Origin of the sequence: Bdellovibrio sp. HCB2-146, assembly GCF_047345725.1 — a bacterium.
Taxonomy (GTDB): domain Bacteria; phylum Bdellovibrionota; class Bdellovibrionia; order Bdellovibrionales; family Bdellovibrionaceae; genus Bdellovibrio.
Genome location: NZ_JBLEQP010000001.1, coordinates 496005 through 512363, shown reverse-complemented (window position 1 = coordinate 512363; position 16359 = coordinate 496005). Strand labels below are relative to the sequence as shown.

The window sequence follows — 16359 nt, the reverse complement described above, 5'->3', positions numbered from 1 at the left end:
TTTCGACATTTCTTAGCTTTTAACAGGCCATATTAAATCTCGTTTAGTAAACTGAACTTACTTTTTCCAACGGAGGACATATGCCTTATGTTGGGGGCGTAAGAAAGCTGGTATCTGTTGTTCAGGACCTTTCATCGGCGCGCAGCCTTGAAAGAATCATGGCGCTCGTGCGAACGGCAGCCAGGGAAATTGCACATTCAGACGGAGCAACCTTTGTTTTGCGAGAAGGAAATTTCTGTCACTATGCAGATGAAAATGCAATCAGTCCCTTGTGGAAGGGACAAAGATTTCCAATAGATTCGTGTATCAGCGGTTGGGCGATGCTCAATAAAAAAGCGGTGGCGATTTACGATATTTCCAAAGATCCTCGAATTCCCATCGAAGCATATCGACCTACTTTCGTTCGCAGTTTGGCAATGGTGCCTATTCGACGGGATCGACCGGTTGGTGCCATAGGCGTGTATTGGGCGAAAACTCATCATACATCGGCTGAGGAACTCGAATTATTGCAGGCCCTTGCTGATACGGTTTCAGTTGCGATGGAAAATGTGAATCTGTACAGCGCCTTGTCCTCGAAAGTCGAAGCTTTGCAGGAAGCAAACGAGGCCAAAGATAATTTTCTGCTAACGGTTTCCCATGAATTGCGTACGCCACTGAATGCAATCACAGGGTGGGTTGATATTCTTAAAGAGGATCCCGCGTTGGAAGAAGAACAACGAGTTCATGCTCTCGATGTGATTGATCGCAATGCTCGGGCGCAAACGAGAATCATTGATGATCTCATTGATTCGACCCGTATTGTATTAGGACGTTTGCGCCTCGAGCAACAAGAAGTCGATTTAGTGGAAGTCGCAAAGGAAGCCATTGCTTCAGTACAGTTTGAAGCGAAGAAAAAAGGCATTTCACTTCACTTATTGATTCAAATCTCCAAGGCACCGATTTTGGGCGATGCTGTTCGCATGCGACAGGTGATGTGTAATCTTTTGGTGAATGCAATTAAATTTTCTCATGACCAAGGACAGGTCTTTTTGAAAATTCAAGGGAGAGGGCCGGGGGTTGAAGTGCTGGTGCAGGATCAAGGCGTCGGTATTGCACCAAAAGACCGAGATCTACTTTTTCAGCGATTTCATCAGGCCGACAGTACGACGACCCGAAAACATGGAGGTTTAGGTCTGGGTCTTTCGATTTGTAAACATTTAGTGGAAAATCACGGTGGTCATATCAACGTTTTTAGTCAGGGGGAAAATATGGGAACGACGGTCACGTTTTCGGTTCCGATGATTGATAAAAATAAAGAGACGGTGGCTGCCGCCTTAGAAGATCAAGTTCGCGAATCCGCAAAATCAGACAAACGGCTCCGAGGACTGCATATTCTCGCTGTCGATGATGATGAAGATTCTTTAGGCCTTATGGAAGTCGTTCTTCGCCGCTCGGGAGCGCGAGTTGAAAAGGCAAACTCAGTCGGTGAGGCAATTCGCTTGTCACGTCTTCATCATTTTGATGCGTTGGTGAGTGATCTGAGTATGCCAGAAGAGGATGGCTTTTCCTTGATGCGCAAAGTGCGTTCGGGGCAAACGGCATTTCCGCGAGAGATTCCCGCAGTTGCGGTAACGGCCTTCAACGATAAAGAAAATGAAATCAAAGCTCTTGCGGCAGGTTTTGATCAATTTTTTGGAAAACCTTTTTCGGGAAGTAAGCTGATCCACACCTTAGAAACCTACGGTGTATTCCGTGATATGCGTGATGCGGATCATCCTTAAAACTTAACCGACAATTTTTTGCAATTGCTCCACTTGCTCGCCTAAAACTTTTGCTTGGCGAAGCATCACCTCAGAGGAGGCGGCGGCTTCTTCGGCAGAGGCGGCATTAGATTGCGTCGCTTGATCCAGTTGATTCATGGCTTTTGAAATTTGTGCGATTCCCTCAGATTGCTCAGATGAGGCTGTGGCAATTTCGGAATTCAATTCTGTTACTTTCTTGACCGATGAAACGATTTCTTTCAAAGCCAATCCACTGCGATCGGCGATGGAACTCCCTCTTTCGACTTGTTCTACCGAGTCTTTAATGAGATGTGAAATTTCCTTTGCGGCCTGAGCAGATCGTTGTGCCAGTGCACGCACGGCTTCAGCCACTACGGCAAAACCTTTACCTTGCTCGCCGGCACGTGCGGCTTCTACCGCCGCATTCAGTGCTAAAAGATTTGTTTGGAAAGCGATGTCGTCAATAACGGAAATAATTTCTTCAATACGTTTTGAAGATTTATTGATATCGCCCATTGCTGAAATAAGGCCGTTGATTTCCTCATCACCACGCACGGCTCGCTGTTGGCTCCCTTGGGATAATTCGTTTGCTTGGCTGGCGTTTGCTGAGTTCATTTTCACCATGCTGGTGAGTTCTTCAAGCGAGGCAACAGTTTCTTCAAGTGAGGCGGCGGCTTCGGTTGAGTTGTTTGCCAGTTGTTGGCTAGCCATATTGAGTTGCTCACTGGCGTTTTCAACATTGGTTTTTGATTCCGCAACCGACGTGGCAATTTCTTTGAGATTCTTCTGTAAGAGTCGAGCGATAAGGGCTGCGACACTTAGACCCAAGATCAGTCCGATAGCGCTGATCATGAGAAGGGTCTTACGAGAAAACTGCATGATGCCTTGGGCTTTTTTAGACCATTCAATGCCTTGATTTTCTTGGAAGGTGATAAGTTCTTCTAAGCTTTTACCATGACTATTATAAGCTTCTCGAAAATCTCCATCGAGCATCTGATGGAACTCTGAAACATTTCCGCTTTTGCGCAATTGGATCATTTTTCTTGCGGACTCGAGGGTTTTGGTCCAGCTCGATGCAACTTTGTCGTAAATCGCAGCTTCTCCCTCAACAAAAGGAACGTCTTGATAGCGCTTGTCATTTTCGGAATATTTTTTGACGTAATCTTCGAATCGTTGAGAGAGATAGTTGATTTCTTTTTCGGGTAGATCGGGATAACCCAAGCGTACAATCTGGCGGATGGAACCGCCGGTTGCCGAGGACATCTGTTGCAAGAGCATCGCGTTTGGTAGATTAATCTCCACAACATGGTCGTAGGTATCCGAGACAGTTTTGAGGGCGAAAAATCCTGTTCCGCCCACAATTATCAAAGCTATGGAAAGTAGGCCGCAAATTAATGCAAGGCGAGCGCGGAGAGTTGTCATCGTGTTAATTCTCCTTTGAGAGAAAACGTACCAGTTAGAAGACGTATTAGGAAAATTACATCATGATTTTTATCAGGATTTCTTTACAAGCCAGTAATGTTAATTGAGAGGCGCAGAGGAAAGCTCGTATTCAATTTGAGATGGATTTTCGGCTTGAAAATAAACATTAATGAATTTGACCAAAAATCACATCATTGATGATCAGGAACCCATGTTCATGTGGTGCTGATTTTTTTGGATTTGAGTGGAGCCAATGAATGACAGCTCCAAGTGGGGACCAACGATCTTTGATAAAATCTCCGCAGGCAATGACTTGGTCACCGATGCGATAGTCGGTTAGTGCACCGAATTTGGTGTTGTAAATGACTTCCACTCGGTCGTCTTGCGTCGATAGATTTCCGTCTAGATCCACTTCGAAATGCATGTGGTTTTGACGATCTTCAATAAGACGGACAATCACTCCTCGGACGAATGCGCGCCCCACGAATTTTTGTTCCGTGAGTTCTCGCCACATTAAAACGCGACTTTCGTTAAAGCTGAGGCGCTCTGTTTTATCCATGCATGCCGGAATTTTCCCAGCGGCCCAAGTAAGACTGGTGGATAAAATAAGAACTAAGAAAGTCGCGAATTTCATTTAGTGGATTTCTTCCGCAACAAGGGAAACAGCCAAATCGTAATCCGATGTCGTTTGGTCTTGGAAATGTTCGCGGACAACGCGAATAGCTTCTTCAAATTGGGCCGTACGCACTTCACCTTTGGAAGCGACGAAATAATGAAGATCGTCTTGAGCTGCGGCAACAACACGACAAACTTTGCCAAAACCACCTGTTGCACAAAGAGTGACGACACTTGAATATACAGAAGTTGCGCGGAAAGAAAGAATTGTATCTTCAGCATGGGCTGCGGAAGTAAGAGACAGTGTTGCAAGAAGAGCTGACAAGATTTTTTTCATAATAATCTCCAACAGATCCTATGGTTTTACACACATTGCTGGGGGATTTCCAATTCTGCTCAGCCCCTTAGCGGCTTTACAAAAACTGTTCAAAAATTCGACACAGCCAACTACGTGAGGTTAACAAAATACATGTTTGTTCGTCTGGTTTGACGAGGTGTTGTCTCTTATCTTTAAGCTTTAAAGGAGAAGCATTCATGTTCAAAGTACTCGCAATCAGCCTGACATTTGCGGCCGTTCCGGCCCTAGCAGAAAAAGTGGCACCGAAGCCCGTTGCCGTCCAATTGAACAACGGTAAAGGAGTTGAAGTGGGAAGTCTGACAATCACCCCTGATGGCGACGGAGTGCGGGTTGTGGTTGATGTAAAAGGTCTACCACCGGGGGAGCATGCTTTGCATTTTCATGAAAATGGATCCTGTATCGGACCTGATTTTAAATCTGCGGGAAATCATTTTTCACCGCAAAAAAGAAAACACGGCTTTGATACAAAGGGCGGACCCCATGAAGGAGATCTGCAAAATATGACCGTCAAGGAGGATGGGACCGGACATTTTGAGGCCGTACTGAAGGATGTGGCTCTTCATGGCAAATCACTTTTAAAACCAAAAGGAACTTCATTTGTTATTCATGAAAAACCTGACGATTATAAAACTCAACCTTCTGGTGCATCCGGTGATCGCATTGCCTGCGGTGAAGTGAAAAGTCCTCTATAGGACGCTTAGGAAAGACATATGTTGCCCGGAAAAAAACGGCTGACGTGGAGCCAGCTCAAAATAGAGGTCGAAGATTGTAAAAGATGTGATCTCTATAAAAACGCCACTCAATCTGTTTTTGGTTCGGGCAATCGCAAGGCCGCGATTCTCATCATCGGGGAACAGCCCGGGGACCGCGAGGACTTGGCAGGAGAAGCCTTCGTAGGTCCCGCAGGTGGTGTCCTAAAATCTTGTTTGCAAGAAGCGGGAATCGAAATTACAGAAGTATTTATGACAAATGCGGTTAAACATTTCAAATATGTGGCCCGTGGTAAGTCTCGCATTCATCAAAAACCCAATGCGGTGCAAATCCAAGCCTGTAAGCCTTGGCTTGATGAGCAGATTCGACTGTTGAAGCCCCAAGTTATTATGGCTCTCGGTGCGACGGCCGCACGAAGTCTGCTGGGAAAAAATATTGTGATCTCTCAGGTACGTGGGAAAGTTTTTCCGCAAAGTCTGTACGAGGCCAGATGTTTTGTAAGCTGGCACCCTTCAGTCATCCTTAGAACTCCAGATCGACAAGCGGCCGCTATCAAAAGAACCGAGCTCATTGCAGATCTTAAGAAAGCAAAGTCATCTCTAAAATGAAATGGGGATGATGGACTTCTGGGCGAGTTCTAAGGGAATGAATTGAGAATAGATTTTGACGAAGGTGCCGTCTTTTAGCATGTCTAGCAGGACCTGTCTGAACATCTGAACTTCTTGTTCGGAGAGTCGTTTTGGATCTATATAACAACCAATGGGTACACTAAACTTATCATCCACAATCGTCGAATAATTCTTAAGACCCATTTTATTCATGTGGTAGCTTGAAATCATAAACGAGCCGATAAATCCTTGAATGCGATTTTCCTCAAGAGCTTTAAAGAGGCTGGGATAGTCGGGCAAATCAATGAGACGTTTTTCTTTTCGCAGCAATTCGTATTCCGACAAGTCATAATAAGTCTGCGTGCCGATAATGTTGCCGAAAATTATTTTCTTTTTATTCACAAACTGCGGAACCGATTTAACCTTCCTCGCCCACTTAGGGCCGACGACCAAACTGCGTGGACTGTCATAGAGATGGATAAATCGCGCCACATTATCCATCTCAATAGTTTTGACTGAAACGACTGAGATGTCGACTTGAGAGTGGCGAAACTTTTCGATGAGAGAAGGGCGACTGTATTCTTCGACAAGAAATTCGCAACCCGTTCTTTTTCTAAGTTCGTGAATGACCTCGATAGAGGAACCTCGCAGCTGACGTTGGGTTGAGACAAAATAAAGGGGCTCATTAAAAACCTGACCGGCTTTAAAAACATGGGAACATTTTTTAGGCGTGTTTGAGATCACGGTTTGTGCAGATGCCACCGAGACCGAAAGGACAAAAAGACCCGAGCACAAAAATTTAAAAAATGGTCGCATGACCTATAATACTTAGAAGAGATACTGAAGGGAAAGCCCGGAAGAAATGTAATATTGAAGGTCGCGATTTGAATTGTTAAATGCGGCAATCAAACCATTGTCGAAAACACGTAAATGGTAGCCGATTGCCACACGGCTTGGATGAAAGGTAAGTGTCGAACTAAATTCGGCACCATAGCGAAAAGCCGTTTCGTCATAATACTTCGGATAAGGATACTTCCCTGGTGAACGGAAAAAATATCTTTCATTGTCCATGGAAACCACGGTGAAAAACCCAAATTGCAATGGACGCCAGTCATTTCCATAGAAATTCACATTCCAGCGGGAATAGCGATATATAAAATTCGACTGGTAGTAATTTTCGTCACCAATATTGTAAACACCCAATAGGTAGTTCACTGCATGCTCGGGCAGCCACTCATAGCTAAAGCCGAGGGAATACTTTCCTAAAAAGCCACCGCGCTCAAAAAGAGCACGCCAGTCAGCGCGAGCCTGCATGCTGAAAAGCAGAATAAATATTAAGGATAAGTTTTTAAAGTTTTGCAAACTGTCTCCTGTGTATCCATTCTTTTTATGCAAAGGTTAAAGCCGGTGATTTCCAATAGCAGCCACTGTTCGCCTTCGACCCGTGCGCACTGGAGCATAACAGTGGTATTGTCGTCGAGAAGGTCATAGACGTGATTGTGTCCATTTAAGATCAACTGGACTTTGCTATCTTTAATAATTGTATCCAACATGGCAGCATCATCGCCAAAGTAGCGCTCGGGATCGCGCAACTGGACATGTGAGAAAATGAAAACTGGCAAAGCTGAGTCGTCGACCGTCTTTTTTAGCCAAGGAAGATCAAAGTCATCGGGATTTTCTAGGTTGTTCGAATCAAAAAAGATGTAGCGGTGAGAAGTAGACTCGAAATAAAAGTTAGGATTGCCAAATGCCTTGCGGAAGAGCTCCGGACCAGCGCCAATGGCATCGTGGTTACCGATGGCCATCATTTTGGGATATTTTAAATACTCAAGGGCGTCAATAAACTGATCGTATTCAAGGTTATAGGCGCTGTTGGTGAAATCCCCCAAGCCTGCAATAAAATCAATTCCTTCAACTTGGTTCATCGCAAATGTGACTTTATCAAGGGCTTTGTAGTTCTGATGAGAATCAGAAAAAACCGCGATGCGAATCACTCCATCGGCATCAATGTCACCCAGTCTGTCGATCGATTGCCCATTGAGATTCCGCTCGGGTCTTAAAAGGGCATCCGAGAAGGGAGAATCCACGAAAGGCGCACAAGAAGTGATTGTTAAAAGGAAAAAGAGTGAAACGAAGATTGTCTTCATAAACGAAACTCCACGCTCAATCGGCCAAAGATATCGCTGTCAATCTGAGTGGCTTCGGAATTCGGTGAATAAATGGTTTCAGATTCATAGAGACGACGGTTGAATGAATAACCCAGTCCGAAAATCACACCCGTTGTGTCAGTGAGAATTTTGCGAATACGCGCTTGAACTGCGACCTCTTCGTAGTAAAGGCGATCGTCATCATCAACCCGAGTGGAGTGAAGATAAGATCGAACATCGAATCTGATATTGGCATTGAAGACGAAATCATCTTCAAGATTTTTCTCTAAATCGAAATTGACTCCAAACGGAGTCAGGCCAAAGGATTTTTGCCATATTTCGGGATTGTCCCAAACGGCACGAAAGAATGGAAATCCATAAACCAGCATCAAATTTTCGCTCACGTGATGAATCACGCCGAAATAAGGAAAAGGTTTGCCGTTAAAAAAGCCACGGTTTTCGGACTGGTTCACAGCAAAAAGCCATCGATGACTATTAAATTGCGGAGTGTAGTAAACGACGCTGGCTTCGACCCACACATCACGCTGGCTGACGTAAGGCTCGTCGCTGGCAGTGGCATAAGCGCCAAAAAAAGAGAGCGATGAACCACCTTCGAATTCTTTATTGAGTCCCAAACCCGCACTGATACTTTGTAGATTGTTGCCGATAAAGACTTTTTCTTTCCCTAAGGTAAAATCAGCCTTCCCCAAGCCTAAGCTTTCGTCAACAATGTCAGCAGAGCCTTTCCAAGTTTCTGTGCGAAGAAGAGGCACACGAATTTCACTGTTGGTAATACGCACGGGAGCGGATTTGTAAGTGTAAGGGGATGTCCAAAGATCGGAACGGAAATCAAAAATAAATCGCAGGTTACGATCTTCAATCGTTGGAATAGTTCCCAACGGAGCCGCCTGTCCTTGAATAAGAAAAATGTTACTGACTACGAATAAAAGAAGACGTAAAAAATTGTGCACTTACATTTTTTACGGGGCTTAGAGAGATGAGTCAATACGAAGGCATTTGCTTTTGATGCCGTACAAAATGAAATTTGCAAACCTGCTGGCACACACGAGAGTGTTCGAAATTTAAATAACATTACTGAGCAAAATCGCAGTTGTAGAGCAAACCCTTAATGCGAGCCTCGCCGCCGGCGTCACGATGAGCTGGCGTGAAAGTAGCGCCGGCTGAAGGCATAGAGATACGACCGCCCTTTGAAACTTTCACATCTCCATACTCAGCTTCGGTTAGTTTGTCCGTATCAATTGCAATCAAGATCCCTTTTGTTTTGGAGTCGTTGATATGAAGAGAATAGACACGAGAGTTGTCGATGTTCTTACCAGGTACCACACAACGAGCAACGACTTCTTGGAAGGCTGCTTGAGCAAAGGACGTGGTTAAAACGATTAGAGCTATAGTCAGGAAACGTAACATGGGACTCTCCTCGGAAAGATTCCATTGTATCTAGCAAAGAAGATGCCTTGTGGGCGCACTCTGGTTGCCATTTAATTTTACTTTAAATGCGGTTGGGGACCAAGTTTGCCAATTTTGGCGGTCCTGTGATCTGCTATTTTACATCTTGTGATCGTTTCTTTAGGCCTTGATCCTGAGGCTCTTCAGAGGGAATACGACGTATGATTCGGGCAATTCGTAAAGAATCTGAGAATTTTGTATTATCGGCGGGGATTGTACCGGTTCTTCAGGAAGAACAGGTGCGCCTGTTGCTTTTGCGCTCCTACAATTACTGGGATTTTCCTAAAGGTGTGGTGGAAAAAGATGAAGATCCTTTTCTTGCTGCCCGACGAGAGCTGCAAGAAGAGACCGGAATATCTAAAGTCACATTCCCATATGGTCGCGAATGGACCGAGACCGAGCTTTATGGTCGCGGTAAAATAGCGCGCTATTATGTGGGATCCGTGAGTTCTGCCGAAGTAACTTTGGGTGTGAATCCCGAGTTGGGGAGACCCGAACATCAAGAGTATCGATGGGTCAGTCCCGAAGAAGCCCAAGAACTCCTAGGTCCTCGAGTCGCCAAAGTTTTGGAGTGGGCTCTTAAAAAAATAAAATCTTAGAAGTTCGGATCTTCGATGTATTTGAAATAGGCTTTGCAATATGCACTTTCTGTTTGCGCGCGATTAAAGCGAATACCCTTGTCCATGTGTCGAGCTTTACAGCGGTTGATGGCAGGACCAATCAATCCTGTTGGGCGACTTTTAAGTACATCCGCCATTTCTTGTTGGCATTCATGATGAGCTTTTTCCCAGAGCACTTCGCATAAGTCGCGTTTTAAATGATAGCACTGACCTTGAGGAGTGTCAGTGCCGCACGGTTGTTTGGCTAAATCTTCTTCGATCATACGAGGTGTGATAAAGGCATTAGATAGAAGAATAAGAAAAGTAATAATGGCAACAGCGCCGACACCTATTTCCCAATAAATGGAAATGCCAGCTTTGTGAGCCAAGGGACGTTTCACAATCAGAAAGATTCCGGCGATGCATATCAACGAGAAGAAGATCATTTCTGTCATATTTTGAAAGTATAGGTCTGGACCTAATGAATAGCAACCCGAATGAATTTGACTGAAAGATCGACAGTTTAAAGAACTTAGAAATTTTTAAAGTCCCAGGCTATCATGACAATATGGCGCAACAAACGTTGGCCCCGATTTTGGGGGCCTTAGATGAATGCATCGAGACTTACACCACGGAACGCAAAATGTGTGTGGATGAGTTTATTAATCAACATTTCTCTCTCGCAGAGACCTTAGAAATTCAAAAGCGGTCTGTTCCTTGGGACTTTCTGTTAACTCCTATCAATGCCTTGTGGTCGATTCCCTATGTTTCGTTGAAAAAATCAATTGAGACAGCAGATAAAATGGGGTGGACCAAGCTCAGTCCTTTGATCGAACGAGTTCCGTCTGGATTTAAAACCGGCTATCAAAAGTCGATGGAAAAGCTTTTGCTAGAGGAACTCATCCAACCCGAAAAGCTATTGAAGCGCTTGCACGAGCATCCTGTCATTGGGCCGCAACTGGCTAGCCATCAAGTTCAACTCAATGAAAAACAAATCCGCAAAGAGATGATCAAGGAGATTGAAAAGCACACCTCGGGGCAGGCGATGATCTCGGACCTCTGCAGTTCGCTATTAGCGCTTCTTGCGGGATGGATATATTTTGGTGATAAGAATCTGGGAGTTCTGGATCTCGGGAGTCGTATTGCTAAAAAGATGGCGCGAGAAAAAGCGGCCTCCGGATTTTTTCTGGGCGAAAAATTAGGCCATACATTTTATGGTTATTTCCCACCAGCTCCGACCAAAACTCAAGTGGTCTTGGCAACCGTGGCTGTGGGATGCGTACTAACCGTGATCAGTGTTCTCGTCAGCACAATGAGTGACCCACTGAGAAAAAAAATGGGACTGCATCACCGTAAGCTCACGGGACTTGTTGAAAGCTTAGAAGAAAAATTGTTCTTACAAATCAAAAAAGAAATCAAAACATCCCTTCAACAATCCGAATTATTGGAGCGAGCTGGTTCATGAAAATTCCATGGATCGTTCTTTCGGCATTTTTAATCTTGCAAGGGTGTGCTCACAAGCTGAAGGTCGGCGGAACTCAAGAAGGTACTGCTTCTTGGTACGGTGACACTCATCACGGAAAAACCACGGCTAACGGGGAAAAGTTTAATATGAATGCACTGACGGCAGCTCATCGTAAGTTGCCGATGAATTCCATCGTTCGGGTCAAAAGCCTTTCCACCGGTAAATCAGTCACAGTCAGAATTAATGATCGGGGTCCTTACTCGGGCGGGCGGATTATTGACGTTTCGAAGGAAGCGGCGAGGCAGTTGGGCTTTCTGCAAAAGGGAACCGATCAGGTTGAGATCGAAGTCTTAACAATGCCAGTTCAATAATTCAAATGAACTCATAGAAACCGTGAAGGGCGGCCCCAGGGACCGCCCTTTTTCTTTATTCAATGTCAGCGAAAGAAACACTGTCGAATTTAAGTCCTGTCAGTTGCGCCATCCAATCAGCTGGTGAAGTCGAGTTTGCTGAAGGATGCAGACCGAAGACATAAGCACCTTGTCCCGCGAGTTGGATACCGGCATTGTTACCGCAATCCGCTGTATCGGACACGTAAGTGTGGCAACGGTTATTTACAACTTCCACGTATTTTGAATTATCACCCAAGTCATTATTCGTAGGTGAGGACACGTGGTAGTAACGCGTTTTCAATCCCTGGTTCAAGTTACCTTTGATCGTCGCGATACGAGCTGCATATGTCCCGATACCGTTTTGGATTTGCGAGTCATAGATATCACTCGCAATACCTTCGATGTTCGATACACCTGTGATCTGACCACCTGACATTGCGATGGTTGCAACGATACGTTCATGGCGTGACCAACCACAAGAACCTTGCTCCGCACACAAGAAACGATCAGAGCGGCTTTCGAATCTCAACTTACCCGTCAAGATATCAAAGCTTGCGGCAAAAGAACCTGATTTGTTCGCGCTCACTGCCGATTGATCTTCGTAAGTTAAGAATTCAATCGTTGTACCTGATATTTTACCAGCCAACTTGTAGGTTCCGAATTCTGCTGTTGTGATCGAAATACCAGTATCATAGTTCGTATTAAAGAACGCAGGTTTTGAAGCGCGAATCGTCGCAACCATTTGACCAATACCCATGTCGTTTAATTGTTGCTGTGTGAAGCACGACGTATCAGCTGTCACTGTTACTTGGTGCTCTTGGTTGTCGAAAACGATCCCGGCTTTTTCAACAGCACAAGAGATGGCTTTCACAACTTGAAGCGAGCCTGGAATGGAGTCAGGGGAGCCACCATTTTGCGCAAGCTTACAATAGAACAACCTCTGCGGGTAATCTGGATCCTGCGTATCAAGATAGCCACCTTGTTGATCAAGTGGCATCGCATGTTCATTACAAAGTACATCGACAAGACTTACTTGTGATGAAACTTTGCCTTGAACTTTACCCTGTACAGCTTGACCACCACCTTGTGCTGCCAAACCGTAACCAACCGCAACCACTGCATCTTGAACCGCTCCCATAATCTGAGACGGTTTTTCAGCAGAGATTGTTTCCGATGGTAGAAGTTCTTCGGTCAGCGGGGCTTGGCAGCCTGCTGATACAAAACCATAAAGAATTGAACCAATAGCGGCGATTTTATGCATTTGCTTATTCATAACACTCTCCTTGTTTTAAAGTTCCACGCAATTGCGTTTGCGTTACCTTCCTACAAGGCAAGTTTTCTGCCAGGCTCTAAGTGTTTGGTTTTACAAAAGTCTCATTCTGAACCGCCAACAGGAGTTAGCAGGTTGGCGCCAACTTTCCATGGGGGCTGACCATCCCAATTGATGTGTCCTTTTTACGACGTTGTTGTGTGGGAATAAAGACAAGGTCTGCCTCGGATTTCGGCAGACCTGAAGTGAATTTAAAATGGGGCGACTTCTTTTAGAAAGTTGACGAGTGATTCCCAAGATCTTTTATCTGCTTTTTCATTATAGGCGATACCTGTAGATGGATCATTCCCAGCATTTATGTCGGTAAATGAATGGACGGCATTCCCGTAAGCTGTGAAAGCATAATCAATGTGAGCCGCATCCATTTCAGTTTTGAATTGCTCCACTTCAGCCGGTGGAACAAGCGGATCGATTGCTCCATGATGAACGATGACTGGCATCTTCATATTCGGCACATCTTGAGGATTTGGATTTGTCAAAGCACCGTGGAAACTCACAGCTCCAACGATCGGCGCACCGGCACGAGCCATCTCCAAAGCTCCTGTTCCTCCGAAACAATATCCGATCACGACAATTTTGTTAGGATCCACGCGCGGATCTTTTTTGATATGTTCAAGTGCTGCCATTTCGCGAGCTCGGAACAAGGCGCGATTTCCAGATTTATAAAAGTCAGAAAGATTTTTTCGTTCAACAGGGTCAACTGGTCGAATGCCTTTGCCATAAATATCAATGGCAAAGCCCACATATCCTAATTGCGCAATCATTTGCGCCCGCATTTTTTCGTAATCTCCAAGGCCACCCCATTGATGCACAATCAGCACTGCGGGGCGTGGAGTGGTCACTTGATCATCAATGGCCAAGAAGCCCTCGAGATCCGTATTTCCTTCTTTATAGTTTACAACTTCTGTTTTGATTTCTGCCAATGCCGCCGAAGTCATCAGCAGTAAAATGACAAAAGATTTCTGTAAGAGCGTCTTCATAATTCCTCCCATCGTGCGATCGTAGGAGCCTTCCCAACCCGGGTCAAAAAAGCCAGGGTCGGGGTGATGAAGTACAGCGTTTTGGAAATCTAGTCACAGCCGATTTTGTCGAGGCCATGAATGGGCTGCGTGTACTCAACTGTTGTGCCATCGGACCTCTTAATCATGAGAGAGTCACAAAGCATTCGACCACAATTGCCACCAGTAAAAATGTACTCTTCGCCAGAGCGTTTGTTTTTAATGTGAACGGTTTTTTCATAACCCCATTCACGTTCGTTCAATTCTTTGAACGCTTTCACTTCTGCTTTTGAAAGGGCCAAAAAGTCCGCTGGTGGATTTGCTGAGTGCGAAACAATCATATTGTTACCGATTTGCTGGATCTGCAGAACAGATTCGACGCATGAAGTGCCGCCATCGATTTCGTACGAATCGTTAGCAATAAACGAATATCCTCGGGTCGTGAAAGACTCATAGTTCTGCAGGAACGCACCAGAGATTTGGTATTCCTGATCATTAATGCTCGCAAGACCCAAGTATTCATGTAGTAAAGTTGCCATGGCTTTGGCGTTTACTTCTTCCATATCGACGTTACAGAATTTATCGGTTATCAGAATATCATTCGAATGAGGGTAGTTGACGGCATCTTTAACCTCGCCGTCCAAAATAAGGCTTTCTGTGCGATGAAATTTAGCTCGGGAAATTCGATAGAAAAGTACGCGTCGCTGAATTTCGGTCAAAAGCTCGGGCATCTCGGTCACAAGGCTCATGAGCTTTTCGGTGTTTTGACGAATTGAAAGAGAGCAGGAGTTGCCGCCTCCCCCCGTTCTGGGACCTTGTGGTTTAACGATCTTTTTCAAAGAATCGAAATTTTTATTATTAAGAATTAGAGTAGGCGCTTTTTTCAGCACGAGGCGTTTTTTTGCGACATCCTGAAGGAAGGCCGACTGTTCTTCAGCAAATGAGGGAGTGCTCCCAAGGACAAAAAACGTCAAGCAGGTGCAAACAAATTTTCTAATAAAGCCTTGGTATTTCACAGCTCATCCCTTCTCAAATGGACTGTTTATTCCCAATGCAAAGGATGCACCCTGGAGGTGTCTCGAAATGAGACTACACCCGGAATAGATCGATATTTAAACAGAAGGCCTCTTCCGGATCAGAAGGGTCGGAGACTTTATTAAATTCGGTTATAAAGCCTGCGATTTTTCGTTTTAGTTTTTCGAAATCTTGTTCAGAGAAAGACTGTACGGCGCTGTAGTGGGTCGCTTCTTTATCATGTTTTTGAATATTTTCGGTGGCACGAGTGCGCCAGTTGGAATGGTGAACACTGATCCAAGTGCTGTTGTCGGCCAGATGAATATTTGCGGAGTTCCAGCGATACTTATCACCTGACTTTTCTATCATTTGCATTTTGAGCAGGTAATTTAAAACAGGGGTGACTGTTTCTATCGTCAGGTTCAATCTTTTTGCGAGCATGGGGGCGGTTTGAAATCGGGGAATCGATGTGAGTGTGTGAATCGCCGTGGTCAGCCAAGTTGCATAGTAAACGCCGACGTCTGAGCTGACCTCAGAGATAATCAGGGAATCCTTTTGTTGGTTTTTGAGTCGAAAGGATTCTCGTGCCATGTCTTTGGCCTTCGCTTCAAGGCGACGACGCAATTTTGGTGTGACGGCTTTTTCTTTTTCAATAAGCAAAAAGAAATAGTCTTGTTCAAAGTCCGATAGCTCGAGGTGCTCGGCCATGCCGTACGCCTGATCTAGACTCAGCTGGCCTTTTCCTTTCAGGCATGCGGATAAATAGGACTTCTGGCATTCACCAGCCTCGGCCAGTCGGGAAAGAGAACCACGCTCTTGCTCGCAGTAAGAATTGAGGAAATCTTTGTAGGATTTGAACTCAAATATATTCATGCGCCGACTTCTCCTATCAACGGTTTAGACAATTGTACACTAAAAATGAACAAATCGTTCACTAAATAATAATATCTATATTTTTTTACGATGAAGGCCCGGGTATATTGCAGTTGTAGTCATAACTGAAATGAAAGAACTAATAACTTGGAGGATACTATGAAAAGCGTATTGTTAACTTTTGCGGTTCTGTTTTCTTTTAATTTTGCTCAGGCGGCGAGTTCAGTTCGTGCGTTTGTCGTCGTCGGAACGAGCGACAAGTTCGACGAAAATGACTTCAGAGGACAAGCACCCAATGGAAGTGACGCTATGGCGATTGATTGTGGTGAAGATCAATTCTCTTCAATTGAAGTGGATGATCTTGGACGCGGTTTCTGGGCTTACTACAAATTTACATCGCACAAGGAATGTTTGAAGGCCGCAAGTGCGATGGAAAAAGCGACTGCCGAGTATCCAGCTGTTATCGTGTTAATCAACGGTGTTGCTAAGATAGCCGAACACTAACAGGTGTTCAGATAGTCTCTTTGATCTAAAAGCCTGCATTTCGATGCAGGCCCTTTTAGGTTTGATTAAAACTCCGGGGATTCTAGGGCGCCAAGC

20 protein-coding genes are annotated in these 16359 nt (G+C 44.9%); 7 read left to right on the top strand and 13 right to left on the bottom strand.

What is annotated here, in order from left to right; translation table 11 throughout:
• The first annotated feature begins 80 nt into the window (after positions 1 to 80).
• Complete coding sequence (locus ACLWOR_RS02540) at positions 81 to 1760, top strand: ATP-binding protein (RefSeq protein WP_413939098.1); 1680 nt, start codon at positions 81 to 83, stop codon at positions 1758 to 1760.
• Positions 1761 to 1763: 3 nt separating this feature from the next.
• Here ACLWOR_RS02540 and ACLWOR_RS02535 read toward each other — a convergent pair whose 3' ends face one another.
• The 3 genes from ACLWOR_RS02535 to ACLWOR_RS02525 all read right to left on the bottom strand — a co-directional run bounded on the left by ACLWOR_RS02535 (position 1764) and on the right by ACLWOR_RS02525 (position 4134).
• The gene (locus ACLWOR_RS02535) at positions 1764 to 3182 is read right to left on the bottom strand and encodes a methyl-accepting chemotaxis protein (RefSeq protein ID WP_413939097.1); all 1419 of its coding nucleotides are present in this window, start codon (positions 3180 to 3182) and stop codon (positions 1764 to 1766) included.
• Positions 3183 to 3348: 166 nt separating this feature from the next.
• The gene (locus ACLWOR_RS02530) at positions 3349 to 3816 is read right to left on the bottom strand and encodes a hypothetical protein (protein ID WP_413939096.1); all 468 of its coding nucleotides are present in this window, start codon (positions 3814 to 3816) and stop codon (positions 3349 to 3351) included.
• Positions 3817 to 4134, bottom strand: a complete 318-nt coding sequence (locus ACLWOR_RS02525; protein WP_413939095.1) for a DUF2388 domain-containing protein — start codon at positions 4132 to 4134, stop codon at positions 3817 to 3819.
• A 197-nt stretch (positions 4135 to 4331) separates the two neighbouring features.
• Here ACLWOR_RS02525 and ACLWOR_RS02520 point away from each other — a divergent pair, with 197 nt between their 5' ends.
• Together ACLWOR_RS02520 and ACLWOR_RS02515 are read left to right on the top strand one after the other, a co-directional pair.
• A complete protein-coding gene (locus tag ACLWOR_RS02520) occupies positions 4332 to 4847 on the top strand; it encodes a superoxide dismutase family protein (protein ID WP_413939094.1) in 516 nt (171 codons plus the stop codon).
• 18 nt (positions 4848 to 4865) lie between these two features.
• Entirely contained in the window at positions 4866 to 5474 is a 609-nt protein-coding gene (locus ACLWOR_RS02515; protein WP_413939093.1) for a UdgX family uracil-DNA binding protein, read from the top strand.
• Here the strand turns inward: ACLWOR_RS02515 and ACLWOR_RS02510 are convergent.
• From ACLWOR_RS02510 to ACLWOR_RS02490, 5 genes are all read right to left on the bottom strand, one after another.
• Positions 5466 to 6290 (bottom strand): substrate-binding periplasmic protein, encoded by an 825-nt coding sequence (locus tag ACLWOR_RS02510; RefSeq protein ID WP_413939092.1) that lies wholly within the window; start codon positions 6288 to 6290, stop codon positions 5466 to 5468. The genes ACLWOR_RS02515 and ACLWOR_RS02510 overlap by 9 nt on opposite strands.
• A 12-nt stretch (positions 6291 to 6302) precedes the next feature.
• Complete coding sequence (locus ACLWOR_RS02505; protein ID WP_413939091.1) at positions 6303 to 6836, bottom strand: hypothetical protein; 534 nt, start codon at positions 6834 to 6836, stop codon at positions 6303 to 6305.
• Positions 6809 to 7621: a metallophosphoesterase family protein gene (locus ACLWOR_RS02500; protein ID WP_413939090.1), complete on the bottom strand. Its 813-nt coding sequence runs from the start codon at positions 7619 to 7621 to the stop codon at positions 6809 to 6811. The genes ACLWOR_RS02505 and ACLWOR_RS02500 overlap by 28 nt, the downstream gene beginning before the upstream one ends.
• Positions 7618 to 8592: a hypothetical protein gene (locus ACLWOR_RS02495; RefSeq protein ID WP_413939089.1), complete on the bottom strand. Its 975-nt coding sequence runs from the start codon at positions 8590 to 8592 to the stop codon at positions 7618 to 7620. The genes ACLWOR_RS02500 and ACLWOR_RS02495 overlap by 4 nt, the downstream gene beginning before the upstream one ends.
• 121 nt (positions 8593 to 8713) lie before the next feature.
• The gene (locus ACLWOR_RS02490; protein WP_413939088.1) at positions 8714 to 9049 is read right to left on the bottom strand and encodes a hypothetical protein; all 336 of its coding nucleotides are present in this window, start codon (positions 9047 to 9049) and stop codon (positions 8714 to 8716) included.
• A gap of 200 nt (positions 9050 to 9249) precedes the next feature.
• Here ACLWOR_RS02490 and ACLWOR_RS02485 point away from each other — a divergent pair, with 200 nt between their 5' ends.
• Entirely contained in the window at positions 9250 to 9687 is a 438-nt protein-coding gene (locus ACLWOR_RS02485; RefSeq protein ID WP_413939087.1) for an NUDIX domain-containing protein, read from the top strand.
• On the opposite strand, the gene ACLWOR_RS02480 is transcribed toward ACLWOR_RS02485, so the two are convergent.
• Positions 9684 to 10142 carry a hypothetical protein gene (locus tag ACLWOR_RS02480; protein ID WP_413939086.1) on the bottom strand — a complete coding sequence of 153 codons (459 nt, stop codon included), beginning with the start codon at positions 10140 to 10142 and terminating at the stop codon, positions 9684 to 9686. The genes ACLWOR_RS02485 and ACLWOR_RS02480 overlap by 4 nt on opposite strands.
• Positions 10143 to 10255: 113 nt before the next feature.
• Between ACLWOR_RS02480 and ACLWOR_RS02475 the strand changes: the two genes are divergently transcribed.
• Together ACLWOR_RS02475 and ACLWOR_RS02470 are read left to right on the top strand one after the other, a co-directional pair.
• Positions 10256 to 11152, top strand: a complete 897-nt coding sequence (locus ACLWOR_RS02475; RefSeq protein WP_413939085.1) for a DUF6635 family protein — start codon at positions 10256 to 10258, stop codon at positions 11150 to 11152.
• A complete protein-coding gene (locus tag ACLWOR_RS02470; RefSeq protein WP_413939084.1) occupies positions 11149 to 11523 on the top strand; it encodes a septal ring lytic transglycosylase RlpA family protein in 375 nt (124 codons plus the stop codon). Before ACLWOR_RS02475 ends, ACLWOR_RS02470 begins: the two co-directional genes overlap by 4 nt.
• A gap of 55 nt (positions 11524 to 11578) precedes the next feature.
• Here the strand turns inward: ACLWOR_RS02470 and ACLWOR_RS02465 are convergent, their stop codons facing one another.
• The 4 genes from ACLWOR_RS02465 to ACLWOR_RS02450 all read right to left on the bottom strand — a co-directional run bounded on the left by ACLWOR_RS02465 (position 11579) and on the right by ACLWOR_RS02450 (position 15759).
• Positions 11579 to 12817 carry a hypothetical protein gene (locus ACLWOR_RS02465; RefSeq protein ID WP_413939083.1) on the bottom strand — a complete coding sequence of 413 codons (1239 nt, stop codon included), beginning with the start codon at positions 12815 to 12817 and terminating at the stop codon, positions 11579 to 11581.
• A gap of 248 nt (positions 12818 to 13065) precedes the next feature.
• Positions 13066 to 13854, bottom strand: a complete 789-nt coding sequence (locus ACLWOR_RS02460; protein WP_413939082.1) for a dienelactone hydrolase family protein — start codon at positions 13852 to 13854, stop codon at positions 13066 to 13068.
• An 89-nt stretch (positions 13855 to 13943) separates the two neighbouring features.
• Positions 13944 to 14711 carry a hypothetical protein gene (locus tag ACLWOR_RS02455; protein WP_413939081.1) on the bottom strand — a complete coding sequence of 256 codons (768 nt, stop codon included), beginning with the start codon at positions 14709 to 14711 and terminating at the stop codon, positions 13944 to 13946.
• Positions 14712 to 14961: 250 nt separating this feature from the next.
• Positions 14962 to 15759 carry a DUF4423 domain-containing protein gene (locus ACLWOR_RS02450; protein WP_413939080.1) on the bottom strand — a complete coding sequence of 266 codons (798 nt, stop codon included), beginning with the start codon at positions 15757 to 15759 and terminating at the stop codon, positions 14962 to 14964.
• A 159-nt stretch (positions 15760 to 15918) separates the two neighbouring features.
• Between ACLWOR_RS02450 and ACLWOR_RS02445 the strand changes: the two genes are divergently transcribed.
• A complete protein-coding gene (locus ACLWOR_RS02445; protein WP_413939079.1) occupies positions 15919 to 16263 on the top strand; it encodes a hypothetical protein in 345 nt (114 codons plus the stop codon).
• The last annotated feature ends 96 nt before the right edge of the window (positions 16264 to 16359 follow it).

Excerpts from the sequence above, each read along its gene's own strand:
- ACLWOR_RS02540 (WP_413939098.1), top strand. The coding sequence starts at position 81 with ATGCCTTATGTTGGGGGCGTAAGAAAGCTGGTATCTGTTGTTCAGGAC.
- ACLWOR_RS02535 (WP_413939097.1), bottom strand. The coding sequence starts at position 3,182 with ATGACAACTCTCCGCGCTCGCCTTGCATTAATTTGCGGCCTACTTTCC.
- ACLWOR_RS02530 (WP_413939096.1), bottom strand. The coding sequence starts at position 3,816 with ATGAAATTCGCGACTTTCTTAGTTCTTATTTTATCCACCAGTCTTACT.
- ACLWOR_RS02525 (WP_413939095.1), bottom strand. The coding sequence starts at position 4,134 with ATGAAAAAAATCTTGTCAGCTCTTCTTGCAACACTGTCTCTTACTTCC.
- ACLWOR_RS02520 (WP_413939094.1), top strand. The coding sequence starts at position 4,332 with ATGTTCAAAGTACTCGCAATCAGCCTGACATTTGCGGCCGTTCCGGCC.
- ACLWOR_RS02515 (WP_413939093.1), top strand. The coding sequence starts at position 4,866 with ATGTTGCCCGGAAAAAAACGGCTGACGTGGAGCCAGCTCAAAATAGAG.
- ACLWOR_RS02510 (WP_413939092.1), bottom strand. The coding sequence starts at position 6,290 with ATGCGACCATTTTTTAAATTTTTGTGCTCGGGTCTTTTTGTCCTTTCG.
- ACLWOR_RS02500 (WP_413939090.1), bottom strand. The coding sequence starts at position 7,621 with ATGAAGACAATCTTCGTTTCACTCTTTTTCCTTTTAACAATCACTTCT.
- ACLWOR_RS02490 (WP_413939088.1), bottom strand. The coding sequence starts at position 9,049 with ATGTTACGTTTCCTGACTATAGCTCTAATCGTTTTAACCACGTCCTTT.
- ACLWOR_RS02485 (WP_413939087.1), top strand. The coding sequence starts at position 9,250 with ATGATTCGGGCAATTCGTAAAGAATCTGAGAATTTTGTATTATCGGCG.
- ACLWOR_RS02480 (WP_413939086.1), bottom strand. The coding sequence starts at position 10,142 with ATGACAGAAATGATCTTCTTCTCGTTGATATGCATCGCCGGAATCTTT.
- ACLWOR_RS02475 (WP_413939085.1), top strand. The coding sequence starts at position 10,256 with ATGGCGCAACAAACGTTGGCCCCGATTTTGGGGGCCTTAGATGAATGC.
- ACLWOR_RS02470 (WP_413939084.1), top strand. The coding sequence starts at position 11,149 with ATGAAAATTCCATGGATCGTTCTTTCGGCATTTTTAATCTTGCAAGGG.
- ACLWOR_RS02465 (WP_413939083.1), bottom strand. The coding sequence starts at position 12,817 with ATGAATAAGCAAATGCATAAAATCGCCGCTATTGGTTCAATTCTTTAT.
- ACLWOR_RS02460 (WP_413939082.1), bottom strand. The coding sequence starts at position 13,854 with ATGAAGACGCTCTTACAGAAATCTTTTGTCATTTTACTGCTGATGACT.
- ACLWOR_RS02450 (WP_413939080.1), bottom strand. The coding sequence starts at position 15,759 with ATGAATATATTTGAGTTCAAATCCTACAAAGATTTCCTCAATTCTTAC.
- ACLWOR_RS02445 (WP_413939079.1), top strand. The coding sequence starts at position 15,919 with ATGAAAAGCGTATTGTTAACTTTTGCGGTTCTGTTTTCTTTTAATTTT.